The organism is Nonomuraea sp. CA-141351 (assembly GCF_050944675.1).
Lineage (GTDB): Bacteria > Actinomycetota > Actinomycetes > Streptosporangiales > Streptosporangiaceae > Nonomuraea.
The window spans coordinates 7160009-7173537 of record NZ_CP191982.1 but is presented as its reverse complement, the minus strand read 5'-3'; the positions used below and the strand labels follow the sequence as shown (position 1 = coordinate 7173537).

The window sequence follows — 13529 nt, the reverse complement described above, 5'->3', positions numbered from 1 at the left end:
CTTCATCGTGCGCTCCACGGGCGGGCGTGGGCGTCGACGATCGAGGCCAGGTGCTGGAGGCGGGGCACGGAACGGGTCCGCAGCCCGGCGGCCACCTCGCCGGAGCCGACCACGTCACTCCAGATGGCCCGCCCGGCGAGCATCCCGGAAGCGCCCGCACGGCAGGCGGCGCGCACGGCGGCGGGGAAGTCGTCCCGCTCGACGCCCTGGGAGAGCACCACCCACGGCACCGGGATCACCTCGTCGAGCCGCGCGCACTCCTCGACCAGCCGCTCCTCGGGCACGGCGCCTCCGAGCGGCACCTGCGCCTTGTAAAGGCCGGGCCGCAGCCCGGCCAGTTCCCGGGCCGCCTCGCGAATCGCGGCGGGCCCGTCGAAAGCGCCGGTGTCGTCGGCCGGCGGCCTGGCGACGCCTTCGAGCACGGAGAGCAGGCCCGCCTCGGCGCAGCGCCGTACGAACTCGGCGGCGATCTCCAGCCGTCGCCGGCGGTGCTCGTCGTCACGCCAGATCAGCAGCAGCTTGGCGGCCACGGCGCCGGCCCGGCGGGCGGCGGCCAGATCGACCCGCTCATCGATGGAGGTGTCCTCGACGGGACCGCCGGGGTCCTGCCGGAGGCTGTCCACGGCGACGATCAAGCCGCCCGGGACCAGGCCCTCCGCGGCCACCTGGCCGAACCCGTAGTCCTGGTCGATCAGGAAACCCGAGGCGTGCGGCCCGACCTCGCGCGCCACCGCCAGCTTGAACCCGGTCAGCGTCTCATCGCCCACACGCTCGCCCGTCGCCGCCGCGAACATCTGCCTCAGGCTCTCGCGCTGGTCCATCGCCACCATGGCGAACCCGCCGGAGGGGCGGGCCAGCAAGTCGAGTGTCGGTGCCGGGGTGGTGGTCTGCGAACTGGTCATGAATGCTCCGATCTGGTCGAGGCGGCTGCAGGGGTTTCCGTCATCCGGGCTCGCGGGCCGAGGCCAGAAAGCGCTCGTACAGGGGGAGGTAGGCGGCGGCGAGGCCGAGGTCGTGCGGCCGGCCTTCGCGGGGGAGCAGGGGCACGTCGTCGAGTGAGCCGCCGGCCTGCCCGGCGATCAGAGCCGCACCGGCGCACACCGCGTCGCCGGCCGGCACCACCTCGACGGGAACGGGCGACACCGCCGCCTTCACGCGCATCCACAGCGGGATCCTGACCTGCCCGCCGAGGACCACGAGGCGCTCGGGGGCGGTGCCGGTCACGGCGGTGAGCTCGTCGAGCATCCAGCGGGCATGCATGCAGGTGCCCTCGATGGCGGCCGCCAGCAGGTCCCCGGGTGTGTGCTCCGGCCCGAGCCCCGACACCGTCACGCGGCGGTCGCGGTCGGGCGCGGGGGCGACCCGTCCCCGCAGGTACGGCTCCACGACGATCCCCGTCGGCAGCCGTACCCCGCCCAGCAGCCCCGGCAAGGCGTCATACTTCTCCTGGGCATCGGGCGGACGGGCGTGCGCCCCCTCCCGCGAGCCGCCCTCGGGAGCCAGCAGGCCGAGCAGCCAGTCGACCATGGCGCCGCTCGTGGGGAGCCCGCCGACCACCACGGTGCGGGCGCCGTCCAGCGAGGGGTCGGTCGTGATGCCGAGGGCGAGCCCGGTGCGCGGGTCCGGACGCGACTCCGACAGCACCATCACCGCCTCCGCCGTGCCGAGGGAGTCGGCCACGTCTCCAGGGCGTCGCACCCCCGCCGCCCACGACCCCACCGCGTGGTCGTGCCCGGCGATCACCACGGGGACGCCGGCCGCCACCCCGCTCACCTGGGCCGTCAGCGGTCCGACCGGCTCGACCGCCCAAGCCGTGGGAGGCAGCTGCTCGGCACGCAGCCCGGCCAGCGCCAGCAGGTCAGGGTCGTAGGCCCCGGCCCCGGCGTCATAGGCCAAGGTGCGGGCGGCCAGGGTCTCGTGCGTCCGCAGCCGGCCCGTCAGCGCGTACGCGACGGCGTCGGGCACGTGCGCCCACCACCGCATCGACTCCAGCACGTCCGGTGAGTGGGCCCGCATCCACAGCCACTTGGCCAGCGGCGCCTTGGGGTCGGCCCGGCGGCCGGTCAGCGCGTACAGCGCCTCGGCGTCCCGGCCGAGCATGGCGGCCTCCCGCGTGGCCCGGGGGTCGTTCCACCACAGCAGCGGGGTGAGCGGCCGGCCGGAGCGGTCCAGTGGCACGCCGGTCTCGGCCATGCCCGCGATCCCGATCGCGTCCGGCCCGTGCCCGGCCCGGGCGGCGCACTCGGCGAGCGCCCCCGACACGGCGGCGACGAGGCCGGGCAGCTCACGCGGGGTCGCCTGGCGCACGGACGCGACGCAGGAGCCTCGCTCGTCGAAGAAGCCGACCTTGACGTGGGTGGTGCCCACGTCGATCCCCGCCAGCAGTGCTTGCCGTGCCATGTTGTCACTATAAATCCATAAATTGGCAGAAAACCTCCAACTTATGGAGCATTATGGTCATATGGAGGTGAGTCTGCGTTACTCGTCGGCACCGCACCGCCGCGCGGCGATCCTGCGCAGGATCGAGCTCGACGGGTACGTCGCCGCGGCCGACCTGGTCGCCGAGCTCGGCGTATCCGCCAACACCGTCCGGCGCGACCTGCGCAGGCTGGCCGGCGACGGCCTGGTCAGGGCGGTGCACGGCGGGGCCGCGGCGGCCGAGGAGGCGGCCACGCCGTTCACCGACCGCTCCACCCAGGCGTCCGGCGCCAAGCTGGCCATCGCCGCCGCGGCCGTGCGCCACGTCGAGCCGGGCACGGCCGTGGCCCTCGACTCGGGCACCACCACGCTGGAGATCGCCAAGCTGCTGCCCGCGGACGCGGGCCTCACGGTGATCACCCACTCGCTCCCCGCCATCGCCGTCCTCGCCCCCAGGCCGGACATCACGCTCATCGGCATCGGCGGCCAGTACGGCAGGGACACCCGCTCCTTCGGCGGCCCCGAGACGCTCGCGGCCCTGGAGCACCTGAGCGTGCGCACCCTGTTCCTTGCCGCCACCGCGCTCGACGGCTCCGGCGTCTACGGCGCGACGCCGTACGAGGCCGAGACCAAGCGCAGGCTCATCGCCGTCGCCCGCCGGACGATCGTGGCCGGAGACGCGCGCAAGTTCGCGCTGAGCGCTCCGATCCGGGTGTGCGGCTGGGACGCGGTCGAGCGCCTGGTGACCGACGCCGTGCCGGACGGATTCACGGGAGTTCGAGTGGAGATCACCTAACCTGCTATGATCTCCGGACTGCTTCAGCCTCTTGGCCTTCCGGCCGGGAGGCTTTTTTTATGCCCTCATATCACCCCGTGAAGGAGCGCCATGCTCGATCTCTCCCCCTGGAGGAGTGCCATGCCTGACCTTTGCGTACGGCTCGCGACCGGCGCCGACCACGCCACCGTGGAACGCCTCTGGCTGATGTTCCGCCACGACATGTCGGAGTTCCAGGGAGGACTGCCCAATCCCGACGGCACGTTCAGGAGCGAACGACTCCACTCGGCCTTCCACGACGCCGGCTGGGCGCCATACCTGATCACCAGCGGCGGTCACCCCGCCGGGCTGGCGTTCGTCCGCGGCCTGGACGGTCCGGTACGGGTGCTGAACAGCTTCTTCGTGGTACGCGGCGCACGCAGGGGCGGGATCGGGCTGCGAGCCATCAAGGAGATCGTCGCCCGCCACCCGGGAAGCTGGGAGATCGCCTTCCAGGACGCCAACGCGGGCGCCGTGGCCTTCTGGCGGCGGGTGGCCACGGAGATCGCCGGAGACGACTGGACCGAGGAGCGCAGGCCCGTGCCGAACCTGCCCGACGACCCGCCGGACGTGTGGATCTCCTTCAAGACGCTCGCCTGAGCGGAACGGCCCCGCCCGCGCAGGCGAGCGGGGCCATCCTCTACCGTGCCGGGGCGTAACCGGCCGGCCTCGTGGTGAACGTGCCGCGGCCCTGGGTACGGCTACGCAACCGGGTGGCGTACCCGAACACCTCGGCCAGCGGGACCACCGCGGTGATCACTACCGAGCCGGCCCGCGCAGCCGAGCCCGAGATCCGTCCGCGCCGGGCCGCCAGGTCGCCCAGCACGCCGCCCGCCGCGTCGCCGGGCACGGTGACCGTGACCTCTGCCACCGGCTCGAGCAGCTCCATCGCGCAGGCCCGCAGCGCCTCGCGCAGCGCGAGCCGCCCGGCCGTGCGGAACGCCAGGTCCGACGAGTCCTTCGGATGGGTGGCCCCGTCGGTCAGCGTGACCCGCAGGCCGGTCACCGGGTGGCCGCCGAGCGGTCCGTCGCCCAGGGCGTCCCGGCAGCCGGCCTCGACCGCTCGTACGTACTCGCGCGGCACCCGGCCGCCGACCACGGCCGAGCGGAACTCGAAACCCCCACTGTCCGGCTCGACGTCCAGCACGACGTGGGCGAACTGCCCCGCGCCGCCGTCCTGCTTGACGTGCCGGTACAGCAGCCCGGACACCCCGCGCACCACCGTCTCCCGGAGCGCCACCTGCGGGCGGCCCACGGCGACGTCCAGCCCGTGGTCGCGCCGGAGCTTCTCCGCCGCGATCTCCAGGTGCAACTCGCCCATCCCGGACAGCAGCGTCTGCCCGGTCTCGGCGTCCATGCGCACCGACAGCGACGGATCCTCCTCGGCCAGCCGCGCCAGCGCCGAGGCCAGCCGGTCGCTGTCGATGCTCCGGCGAACCTCGATCGCCACGGACACCACCGGGTCCGCCGCGCCCGGCGGTTCGAGCACCAGCGGCGCCTCGGGCGCGCACAGGGTGCTCCCGGTGCGGGCCGACTTCAGCCCGACCAACGCGACGATGTCACCGGCCACCGCCCGGTCCACCTCGGTGTGCCGGTCGGCCTGCACGCGCAGGATGCGGCTGACGCGTTCGGTCCGGCCCGTGCCGGTGTCCAGCACCGTGTCCCCCTTCCGCATCGTTCCCGAGTACACCCGCAGGTACGTCAGCCGCCCGGTGGCGGTCGAGCTCACCTTGAACGCCAGCGCGGCCAGCGGCGCACGCGGGTCGGCGGCCCGTTCCGCGCCGTCCTCGCCGCGCACCGCGGGCACGTCCAGCGGCGACGGCAGGTACGCCACCACGGCGTCGAGCAGCGGCTCGATCCCGCGGTTGCGGTAGGCGGACCCGCACAGCACCACCAGGCCCGCACCGCTCCGCGTCAGGTCCCGCAGCGCGGCGGCCAGCGTACGGTCGGAGATCGACGGCTGCGAGCAGAACTCCTCCAGCGCCTCCGCGTGCAGCTCGGACACCGCCTCCTCGAGCAGCGTGCGCCGCCGCCGCGCCTCGTCCAGCAGGTCCTCAGGCACAGGGCCCTCCTGGCAGACGTCGCCCGCCCAGACCAGGGCGCGCATCCGGACCAGATCGACGACTCCGGCGAACCGGCCCTCCTGCCCGATCGGCAGCTGGACCACCAGCGGGGCCTTGTGCAGCCGCCGGCGGATCGACTCGACCGCCGCGTCCAGGTCGGCGCCGGCCCGGTCCAGCTTGTTGACGAACGCGATGCGCGGCACGCCGTACCGGTCGGCCCGCCGCCACACGGACTCGCTCTGCGGCTCGACGCCCGCGACGGCGTCGAACACCGCGATCGCCCCGTCGAGCACCCGCAGCGAGCGCTCCACCTCGTCGGAGAAGTCGACGTGGCCGGGGGTGTCGATCAGGTTGACGCGGTGCCCGTCCCAGCCGCAGCTCACCGCGGCGGCGAAGATCGTGATGCCGCGGTCGCGCTCCTGGGAGTCGAAGTCGGTGACGGTCGTGCCGTCGTGCACCTCGCCGCGCTTGTACGTGGCGCCGGCGAGGTACAGCATCCGCTCGGTGACGGTGGTCTTGCCGGCGTCGACGTGGGCGAGGATGCCGAGGTTGCGTACGACGGCCAGCGGGTTGGATTGTTTCGAGAGGTGAGCACGCACAGCCCATGACCCTTTCGGGACGTTCCGGAAGAGGGGACAGCGCGATTTCCCAGACGAGACGGCCCGGGACGGCGGGTCAGGTGTTCGTCAGGGCATCGTCCAGTGGCGGCCGCGCAGCCGGCACCGGGGCGACGGAGACACCAGGATCACCTCGTAGCGCGACGGGGGGACGACGGAAGCGGTGCTGTTGCGCACGGCCGTTCTCCTCTCCCTCGTCGATGATCAGTAGCGAGTGTAGGGAAGGGGACGCGGGCGAAGAAAGCGATTTATTTCGGCTGTATGCGAGGTTCACCACGAGGTCGCCTGGCTGCCCCCGATGAGAGACTCAGCCGTCATTTCGGCATGTCGACATAGGCGCGAGAGCCTTTCAGGAAGGACGCGCGCCCATGACGATCACACTGGACACCGGGCGGTACTCGGTCGGCATGGCCACCAGCGCCGCCGACGTGCAAGCCGCGCAGCGACTCCGGCACGAGGTCTTCGCCGAGGAGATGGGAGCGCGGCTCGACAGCCCGGTCTCCGGCCTCGACGTGGACCGGTTCGACGCCTACTGCGACCACCTCCTCGTACGCGACGGCCGCGAAGTCGTCGGCACCTACCGGCTGCTGCCCCCGGGTCGTGCCGACCGGCTCTACTCCGACGCCGAGTTCGACCTGGCCAACCTCGCCCCGCTCAGGAAAGGCCTGGTGGAGGCGGGCCGCACCTGCGTGCACCCCGATCACCGGGGCGGCGCGGTGGTCGCGCTGATGTGGGCGGGCATCGCCCGGTACATGGTCTCCGGCGGCCACCAGTGGCTGGCGGGCTGCTGCTCGGTGCCGCTCGACGACGGGGGCGCGATGGCCGCCGCCGTGATGGAGCGGGTGCCGCTGGGGCCGGAGGAGTACCGGGTCACCCCCAGCACGCCGTGGCGTCCCCAGGACGCGGCCCATTCCGACCGGTTCGTGCCGCCTGCCCTTCTGCGCGGTTACCTGCGGCTGGGGGCATGGGTGTGCGGGGCCCCCGCGCACGACCAGGACTTCGGCACCGCGGACTTCTTCGTCCTGCTGTCGATGGCCAACGTGAACACCCGCTACCTGCGGTACTTCCTCGGAGAGTCGCTGTGAGCGCTGTCGCGCCCGAAGCGCCGATCTCACCCGACGCGCCGGCCTCATCCAAGGCGCCGACCTCATCCGAGGCGCCGACCTCGCCTCAGGCGGCCGACCCGGCCGAGGCGTCGGACCCGTGGCGCCCGTTCGGCCCTTGCACCACAGCCGCGTGCGTGGAGGCAGCGGCCGCCGTCGCCGGGCCCGTCCAGCTCGCGGTCCGGCTGGTCGCGGCGTTCCTGGTGCTGCTCGCCGGGGTGCCACTGTCCCTGGTGGGGCGGATGCGGGCGGCGTGGCGGACGGAGCTCACGATGGCCTGGGCGCGACTGCTCCTGCGCTCACTCGGCGTCCGGCTCGAGATCACGGCGCCGGAAAGCAGCGCGGCCCCGGAAACCCGCGCGGCCCCGGAAGCCGGTGGGGCACCGCAGACGGGTCCGGCGCCGGGCTTCGGGACGGGGCCGGGCATCGGGACGGGGCCGGAGAGGGGCGCCCTGGTCGTGGCGAATCACGTGTCCTGGCTCGACCCGCTCGTCCTGGCGGCCACGCTGCCGTCGCGGCTGCTCGCCAAGCGGGAGATCGGCGAGTGGCCTGTCATCCGCACGCTGGCCGCCGGCTCGGGCGTGCTGTTCATCGACAGGGAGCGGCTGTCCGCGCTGCCGTCGGCCGTCGCCGCGGTCGCCGACGCCCTCCGGGCGGGCGACACCGTGGTCGCCTTCCCCGAGGGCACCACCTGGTGCGGACGCGGGATGGGCCGGTTCCGCCCGGCCGTGTTCCAGGCGGCCGTGGACGCGGGCGCCACCGTCCGACCGGCCACGCTGCGCTACCGCGAGGGCGCGGTCACCTCGACCCGCGCCTGCTACGTCGGGGAAGACTCGCTGCTCGCCTCCATCGTCCGAGTGGCCGCGACCCGAGACCTGGCCGTGGAGGTCACGCTCTTTGCTCCCGTACGGCCCGCCGCTCCCACGAGCACACGGCCGGAGGCCCGAGCGGCACTGGCGAGGATCGCCGAGAGCCGGGTACGCGCCAACATGCTCGAACCGCACGATCACAGGTAGGCGGCAGAACGCGGCACCCGCCCGAGGTCCCGGCACGGAGGTGAGCAGACGATGTGGAGTTCGCCCTGCCAGACGAATCCTGCCGCGGAGACCTGAAGGGGCCCGCTCGTGGCGTCCACGGCGGGCCCCAGTTGATCATGCCATCAGCAGCTCCCGACCCCTCGGCGGCGAGCGCGGTCAGCGAACAGACCTGGATGAGCGGGCAGTAGCCGCCCATGACGGCCGTCGCCGCTGAGGCGGGGTCTCCGTCCTGCGGCACGTTCTGGACGGCCTCGGCGAAGCCGTCGTCCGCGACCATGTCGCGCAGGATGAGTGGGAGCAGAATATGCCGGGTCTGTCTACGATTCCTCGCACGGATCCTGCCTGGCGGACGGGGAAACCGATGTCCTCGACGACCTCCCCGGAGGAGACCTCGCGGCGCTGGCCGGCGAAGCCCGGCTCGGAGTAGGAGCACCAGGGGGCGGGGGTCTGGTTCTGCGTCGCCCGGTCCGTCTCGCTCAACACGTCCACCGGTCCCCTTGCAGCCACGGTGATGTTCAGCGGATCTCGTCCGGAACCCGCAGCTCCGCGCTCTGATAGAGCCGGTCGACGGCGTCAGGGTCGGCCGCCGCGCAGGCTGCCGCGACCTCGTCGATCAGCAGGTCGTAGTCGGGGCCGGTCTCGCCCTGGTAGGAGGCGGCCATCCGGCCCCACTCGTCCCAGGGCAGCATCTCCATCTTGCACAGGGCGGCCAGGTCGCGGATCGCGTTGCCCCGGATCTCGGCCACGCCCCACGCATGCGTCGTCCCCCGGACCCCGAACGTGTCCGGATCCACCGCGCCCTTCCGGTGGAGCGTCCATGACTCGCCGCCGGTCAGGAACTCTCCCGGCGCCAGATCCTCTGGGTGGGCCACCTGGTCCCCGTTGAGGATCTCGCTGTCGACGCGCACCCATCGCCGATCGTCGGCGCGCCAGTATTCGGTGATCCAGTGGTCGAGGTGCTTGCCCGGGACGAAGTAGGTGGCGAACCCGCATCGCGTCCGGGCGGGGATGCCGCGCAGGCGGAGCAGGGCGCAGCTCAGCGTGGAGAAGTGGCGGCAGGTGCCCACCACCCGCAGATGCGCGGGGCGCGGCGTGGTGAGCGGCGCCGGGTCGAGCCGGGTCAGCGCCTCGACGATGGCGCTCACGGGACGCAGATTCTTCTCCGCCATGCGCTCCTCGGGGACGGGCAGCGCGGCGGCGTCGTGCGGCTGGATGACGAGCCCGCTCGCGACCCGGCAGATCTCCACCGGGTCAGACGGCAGGGCGGCGGCCAGGGGTAACTGGCCGGCGGTCAGTGTGGTGAAGAGTCCTGGGCGTGCGTAGTCGATGGCCATGCCAGGGACCTTAGCCAGCGCCACCGACAAGAGGGGGTACGCCGCTCATTCGAGTTGACGATCATTCCCCTAATACCTACTGTTTATATAGGTATTAGCGAGCGCCATCGAGAGGACGATGCTGCGCGTCGTGTGATCAAGGACAGCAGGGTGGCTGGGGGAGGTGGTCGGGGTGGGTGCTGTCGCGGTGATCGGGGCTGGTCCCACGGGGACGTCGCTCGTGGAGCGGATCTGCGCCAACGCCTCCGAGTTGCTCGGGGACCAGGTGCTGGACGTGCACGTGGTGGACCCGTACCCGCACGGCGCGGGCCGCGTCTGGCGGGCCGGCCAGCCCGAGCTGCTGTGGGCCAACTCCATGGCCGGCGACATCACGATCTTCACCGACCGCTCGGTGCGCTGCGAGGGACCGGTCCGGCCGGGGCCGTCGCTGGCCGAGTGGCTCGGCTGCGAGCCCGGGTTCTTCGCGCCCCGCCCGGTCCTGAGCCGCTACCTCTCCTTCGCCTTCGAGCGCGCCCTGCGCACCGCGCCACGCGACGTGCGGGTGCATCTGCACCGGGACACGGCGGTCGGCCTGGCCGACCGGCCCGGGGGCCAGCGGGTGGAGTTGTCCCGCGGGGACATGCTGGAGGTGGACGCGGTGGTGCTCGCGCAGGGCCACCAGGGCGTGCTGCCATCGCCGCAGGAGACCGGGGAGATGGCGTTCGCCGCCCGGCACGGCCTGGCGTACGTGCCCACCGGGTACGCCGCCGACCTCGACCCCGATGTGATCCCGGCGGGGGAGCCGGTGCTCGCGCGGGGCGCCGGGCTGGCGTTCGTCGACCTGATGGTGCTGCTCACGTCGGGCCGCGGCGGCCGGTTCACCCGGCACGAAGGGGAGCTGCACTACGTGCCCAGCGGGGCGGAGCCGCGGCTGTACGTGGGGTCGCGCAGAGGTGTGCCGTACCACGCCAAGGCCGCCTACCGGCTGGCCGCACCGCCGCCCGGCCTGCCCAGGTTCATCACCCCGGGCGCGCCTCCCGGGGATCTGCGGCGGGCGGTGGCCAAGGAGCTGGCGTACGCGTACTACTTCGAGCTGTTCAACACGCACCCGTCGCGTACCCGGATCGGGTGGGAGGAGTTCGAGCCCGCCTTCGCGCGGGCCGAGTGGGGCGGGAAGGAGATGCGCGCCCTGGTCACCAAGGCCGTCCCCAGGTTCGCGGACCGCCTGCACCTCGAGCGGCTGGAGCGGCCCCTGCACGGGATGCGGTTCGGCGACCTGGCGGGGCTGGGGCGGTGGATGTCCGGATACCTGGCGGCCGACCTGGAACGGCGGGCCGACCCGGCGCACAGCGCGGACCTGGCGATGATCCACGGACTGATCGCCCTGCGCGGCGTGCTGCCCGAGGACCCCTGGTTCCAGGGGCTGTACAACTACTTCGCCAGCGGCCCGCCCGCGCCCCGGCTGGCGGAGCTGCGGGCGCTGGCGCGGGCGGGTGTGGTCACGTTCCTGGGCGCGGCGACGCGGGTCGGGCAGGACGATCGGGCGGGGATGTGGCGGGCGGTCAGCGCTACCGTCCCAGGTGCGGTCGAGGCGCGGGCCCTGGTGGAGGCCCGGCTGCCGGATCCGGCCGTGGCCCGCAGCGCCGACCCGCTCCTCGCCGCCCTTTATGTCCGGGGCGAGTGCCGCGAGTCGGGGGGCCTCCTGGACGTACGCCTCCCGGACCGCCGCCTGGTGAACCGGGCCGGAGCCGCCCACCCCCGCCGCTTCGCCCTCGGCCCGTGGACGGTGGGCGGCCGCGGAACGGCGGGTTTCGCGCGGCCCGGCGCCGACGCCCCGCTCTTCCGCCACACGGACGCCCTGGCCAGGACCCTCCTGGGCCAGACGGCCGGCGCCCGCCTCCGCTCCGCGGCCTGACGCCTCCGCCTCCCGGCTGACCGCGCCGCCTGGCTGCCTGACGCCCCCGAACCCCGGCTGCTAGGCCACGACCTGGAGGACGATCTTGCCCTGGATGTGCCCCCGCTCGGCCTGTTCGTGGGCCTTGGCGGCCTCTCGCAGCGGGAAGACGGAGTCGATCCCCACCCGGAGCCGGCCATCCTCCATCAGCCCGGCCAGCTCCGCCAGGTGCGCCCCATCGGAGCGCACCTGGCCCCCGCGCTTGACGATGCCCCGCTCTGCCAACTCCTCGTCACCGAAGTTCACAAGGAAGCAGGGGCTGTACACGCCGCCGTTCCTGATCGTGGGCAGCAACCGGTACGCCTGCTGCCGGCCGACCGTGTCGAGCAGGTAGTCCACGTCCCGCACCACCTCCTCGGGGGCCACCCGCGTGTAGTCGATGAACTCGTCCACCCCCAGCTCCTTCAGGAACCCCTCATGGCGCCCGGAAGCGACGCCGATGACGTGGCAGCCGACGCCCTTGGCGAGCTGCACGGCGAAATGGCCGATGCCGCCGGCCGCGCCGTTCACGAGCACCCGGCTGCCCGGCTCGAGCCCGATGTAGTCGAAGAGGAACTGGTACGCGGTAAGCCCCGCCATCGGCACCCCCGCCGCGTGCACGTGATCGACGGACTCGGGCTTCCTGGCGAGATCGCCGACCGGCGAGGTGGTGTACTCGGCGTACGCCCTCGCTCCCATGCTGGGGAAGCGGAGCAGGCCGAAGACCTCGTCCCCTACCTGCCACTCGGTGACGCCGGGCCCGAGCGCGGCCACGACGCCCGACACGTCGGTGCCCGGCGTGTACGGCAGGGGCACCCGCGGACGCAGGTCCTCGGGAATGTCGGCGAAGCCCCCGCGGGCGTACCAGTCGGGCGGGTTCATCCCGGCGGCGTGGACCCGGATCAGGACCTCGCCGGGTCCCGGCTCGGGACGGGACACCTCCTCGTACGTGAGGACTTCCGGACCGCCGCGCGCGTGGATGCGGACGGCATGCATGACAGCGGGCATGGTTCCCCCAACGGAATCAGCCCCGATATGATTCGGAGCACTGTTCCGCATCGTAACCGGAGCACTGCTCCGATTGTCAAGCGAAAGGATCGCGCATGGCGGGGGAATCGCCGAAAGAGCCGCGGGCGGACGCGCGGCGCAACCGGGAGCGCATACTCGCCGTGGCGCGGACCGTCGTCCAGGAGCAGGGGACCGAGGCCTCGCTGCGAGACATCGCCCGCCGTGCCGAGGTCGGGCTCGGGACGCTCTACCGGCACTTCCCGACGCGGGAGGCGCTGCTGGAGGCGCTGCTGCGGCACGGGTTCGACCGGCTGGCCGGACGGGCGGAGGCGCTGGCGGAGAGCGGCTCGCCGTACGAGGCGCTGGTGGAGTTCCTGCGCGAGCTCATCGGAGGCGCGGGCGCCTTCCGGGGGCTGGCGGGTTCGATGATGGCCTCGATCAGCGACGAGCAGTCCCCGCTCCACGCGTCCTGCATGGCGATGCGCTCGGCGGCCGGGCGCCTGCTGGAACGCGCGCAGGCGGAGGGGAACATCCGCGGGGACATCGACGGGACGGACCTGTTCGCGCTGGCCAACGCCCTGAGCTGGATCACCGACCAGGCCCCGTCCCTCGACTCCCGGCGCGACCACCTCTTCGGTCTCGTCATGGACGGCCTGACCCGCCAACCGGAATGAGGGTTCAGGCGGCCGCCCTCAGGGGGGCGGCGTTCACCTCCTCGGCCAGGGCGCGGAGCCGGGGCCGCAGCTCCTCCGCCAGCGGCGCGATCTCGGTGTCGAGGACGAACAGTCCCCGCGTCACGTGCCGCGCGCCCAGCACGCTGAGCACCGGCCGCAGCGCGTAGTCCACCGCCAGCAGGTGCGCCCGCGTGCCCCCGGTGGCGATGGGCACCACCGTCTTGCCCTCGAACGCCTTCTGCGGCAGCCCGTCGAGGAACGCCTTGACGAGCCCCGTGTAGGCGGCCTTGTAGATGGGCGTGGCCAGGACGATCACGTCGGCGGCGGCCACGGACTTCGCCGCCGCGGCCAGGTCGGGATGGTGCGAGTGGCCGAGGAGCAGCGGCTCGGCCGGCAGGTCGCGCAGGCGGAGGAGGGAGACCTCGCTTGTGACGAGGTCGGCCACGTGGTCGAGGAGCTGGGCGGTGCGGGAGTGCTCGGACGGGCTGCCGGACACCAGGAGCACGCGGCTCATGCGATCAGATCCTTTCAAATGGAGCGCGCCAAGCG

12 protein-coding genes are annotated in these 13529 nt (G+C 73.2%); 6 read left to right on the top strand and 6 right to left on the bottom strand.

Translation table 11 applies throughout. The features are described 5' to 3' along the window. Positions 1 to 2: 2 nt before the first annotated feature. Together ACQPWU_RS33915 and ACQPWU_RS33910 are read right to left on the bottom strand one after the other, a co-directional pair. A complete protein-coding gene (locus tag ACQPWU_RS33915) occupies positions 3 to 902 on the bottom strand; it encodes a hypothetical protein (RefSeq protein WP_433429076.1) in 900 nt (299 codons plus the stop codon). A 40-nt stretch (positions 903 to 942) separates the two neighbouring features. Further along, positions 943 to 2400: an FGGY-family carbohydrate kinase gene (locus ACQPWU_RS33910; RefSeq protein WP_433429073.1), complete on the bottom strand. Its 1458-nt coding sequence runs from the start codon at positions 2398 to 2400 to the stop codon at positions 943 to 945. 61 nt (positions 2401 to 2461) lie between these two features. On the opposite strand from ACQPWU_RS33910, the gene ACQPWU_RS33905 reads away from it, so the two are divergent. Further along, positions 2462 to 3214, top strand: a complete 753-nt coding sequence (locus ACQPWU_RS33905; RefSeq protein ID WP_433429070.1) for a DeoR/GlpR family DNA-binding transcription regulator — start codon at positions 2462 to 2464, stop codon at positions 3212 to 3214. Between the two features lie 120 nt (positions 3215 to 3334). Continuing rightward, positions 3335 to 3832 (top strand): GNAT family N-acetyltransferase, encoded by a 498-nt coding sequence (locus tag ACQPWU_RS33900; RefSeq protein ID WP_433429067.1) that lies wholly within the window; start codon positions 3335 to 3337, stop codon positions 3830 to 3832. Positions 3833 to 3872: 40 nt separating this feature from the next. Here ACQPWU_RS33900 and fusA read toward each other — a convergent pair whose 3' ends face one another. Continuing rightward, positions 3873 to 5894: an elongation factor G gene (gene fusA / locus ACQPWU_RS33895; RefSeq protein WP_433429064.1), complete on the bottom strand. Its 2022-nt coding sequence runs from the start codon at positions 5892 to 5894 to the stop codon at positions 3873 to 3875. A gap of 386 nt (positions 5895 to 6280) precedes the next feature. On the opposite strand from fusA, the gene ACQPWU_RS33890 reads away from it, so the two are divergent. Next, entirely contained in the window at positions 6281 to 6997 is a 717-nt protein-coding gene (locus ACQPWU_RS33890; RefSeq protein WP_433429061.1) for a GNAT family N-acetyltransferase, read from the top strand. Further along, positions 6994 to 8031, top strand: coding sequence for a lysophospholipid acyltransferase family protein (locus ACQPWU_RS33885; protein ID WP_433429059.1), 1038 nt, complete (start codon positions 6994 to 6996; stop codon positions 8029 to 8031). Before ACQPWU_RS33890 ends, ACQPWU_RS33885 begins: the two co-directional genes overlap by 4 nt. Positions 8032 to 8567: 536 nt before the next feature. Here ACQPWU_RS33885 and ACQPWU_RS33880 read toward each other — a convergent pair. After that, positions 8568 to 9386: a transglutaminase-like domain-containing protein gene (locus tag ACQPWU_RS33880; RefSeq protein WP_433429056.1), complete on the bottom strand. Its 819-nt coding sequence runs from the start codon at positions 9384 to 9386 to the stop codon at positions 8568 to 8570. A gap of 172 nt (positions 9387 to 9558) precedes the next feature. Between ACQPWU_RS33880 and ACQPWU_RS33875 the strand changes: the two genes are divergently transcribed. Further along, positions 9559 to 11280: an FAD/NAD(P)-binding protein gene (locus tag ACQPWU_RS33875; RefSeq protein ID WP_433429053.1), complete on the top strand. Its 1722-nt coding sequence runs from the start codon at positions 9559 to 9561 to the stop codon at positions 11278 to 11280. Positions 11281 to 11340: 60 nt separating this feature from the next. Here ACQPWU_RS33875 and ACQPWU_RS33870 read toward each other — a convergent pair whose 3' ends face one another. Continuing rightward, positions 11341 to 12306 carry an NADP-dependent oxidoreductase gene (locus ACQPWU_RS33870; RefSeq protein WP_433429050.1) on the bottom strand — a complete coding sequence of 322 codons (966 nt, stop codon included), beginning with the start codon at positions 12304 to 12306 and terminating at the stop codon, positions 11341 to 11343. 95 nt (positions 12307 to 12401) lie between these two features. On the opposite strand from ACQPWU_RS33870, the gene ACQPWU_RS33865 reads away from it, so the two are divergent. Continuing rightward, on the top strand, positions 12402 to 12980 hold the full coding sequence (locus ACQPWU_RS33865) for a TetR/AcrR family transcriptional regulator (RefSeq protein WP_433429047.1): 579 nt from the start codon (positions 12402 to 12404) through the stop codon (positions 12978 to 12980). A gap of 4 nt (positions 12981 to 12984) precedes the next feature. Here ACQPWU_RS33865 and ssuE read toward each other — a convergent pair whose 3' ends face one another. Then, the gene (ssuE, locus tag ACQPWU_RS33860; protein WP_433429044.1) at positions 12985 to 13494 is read right to left on the bottom strand and encodes an NADPH-dependent FMN reductase; all 510 of its coding nucleotides are present in this window, start codon (positions 13492 to 13494) and stop codon (positions 12985 to 12987) included. Positions 13495 to 13529 lie beyond the last annotated feature (35 nt).

Bases quoted from the DNA above. Each gene is read 5' to 3' on its own strand.
- ACQPWU_RS33915 (WP_433429076.1), bottom strand. From the start codon at position 902: ATGACCAGTTCGCAGACCACCACCCCGGCACCGACACTCGACTTGCTG.
- ACQPWU_RS33910 (WP_433429073.1), bottom strand. From the start codon at position 2,400: ATGGCACGGCAAGCACTGCTGGCGGGGATCGACGTGGGCACCACCCAC.
- ACQPWU_RS33905 (WP_433429070.1), top strand. From the start codon at position 2,462: ATGGAGGTGAGTCTGCGTTACTCGTCGGCACCGCACCGCCGCGCGGCG.
- ACQPWU_RS33900 (WP_433429067.1), top strand. From the start codon at position 3,335: ATGCCTGACCTTTGCGTACGGCTCGCGACCGGCGCCGACCACGCCACC.
- ACQPWU_RS33890 (WP_433429061.1), top strand. From the start codon at position 6,281: ATGACGATCACACTGGACACCGGGCGGTACTCGGTCGGCATGGCCACC.
- ACQPWU_RS33880 (WP_433429056.1), bottom strand. From the start codon at position 9,386: ATGGCCATCGACTACGCACGCCCAGGACTCTTCACCACACTGACCGCC.
- ACQPWU_RS33870 (WP_433429050.1), bottom strand. From the start codon at position 12,306: ATGCCCGCTGTCATGCATGCCGTCCGCATCCACGCGCGCGGCGGTCCG.
- ACQPWU_RS33865 (WP_433429047.1), top strand. From the start codon at position 12,402: ATGGCGGGGGAATCGCCGAAAGAGCCGCGGGCGGACGCGCGGCGCAAC.
- ssuE (WP_433429044.1), bottom strand. From the start codon at position 13,494: ATGAGCCGCGTGCTCCTGGTGTCCGGCAGCCCGTCCGAGCACTCCCGC.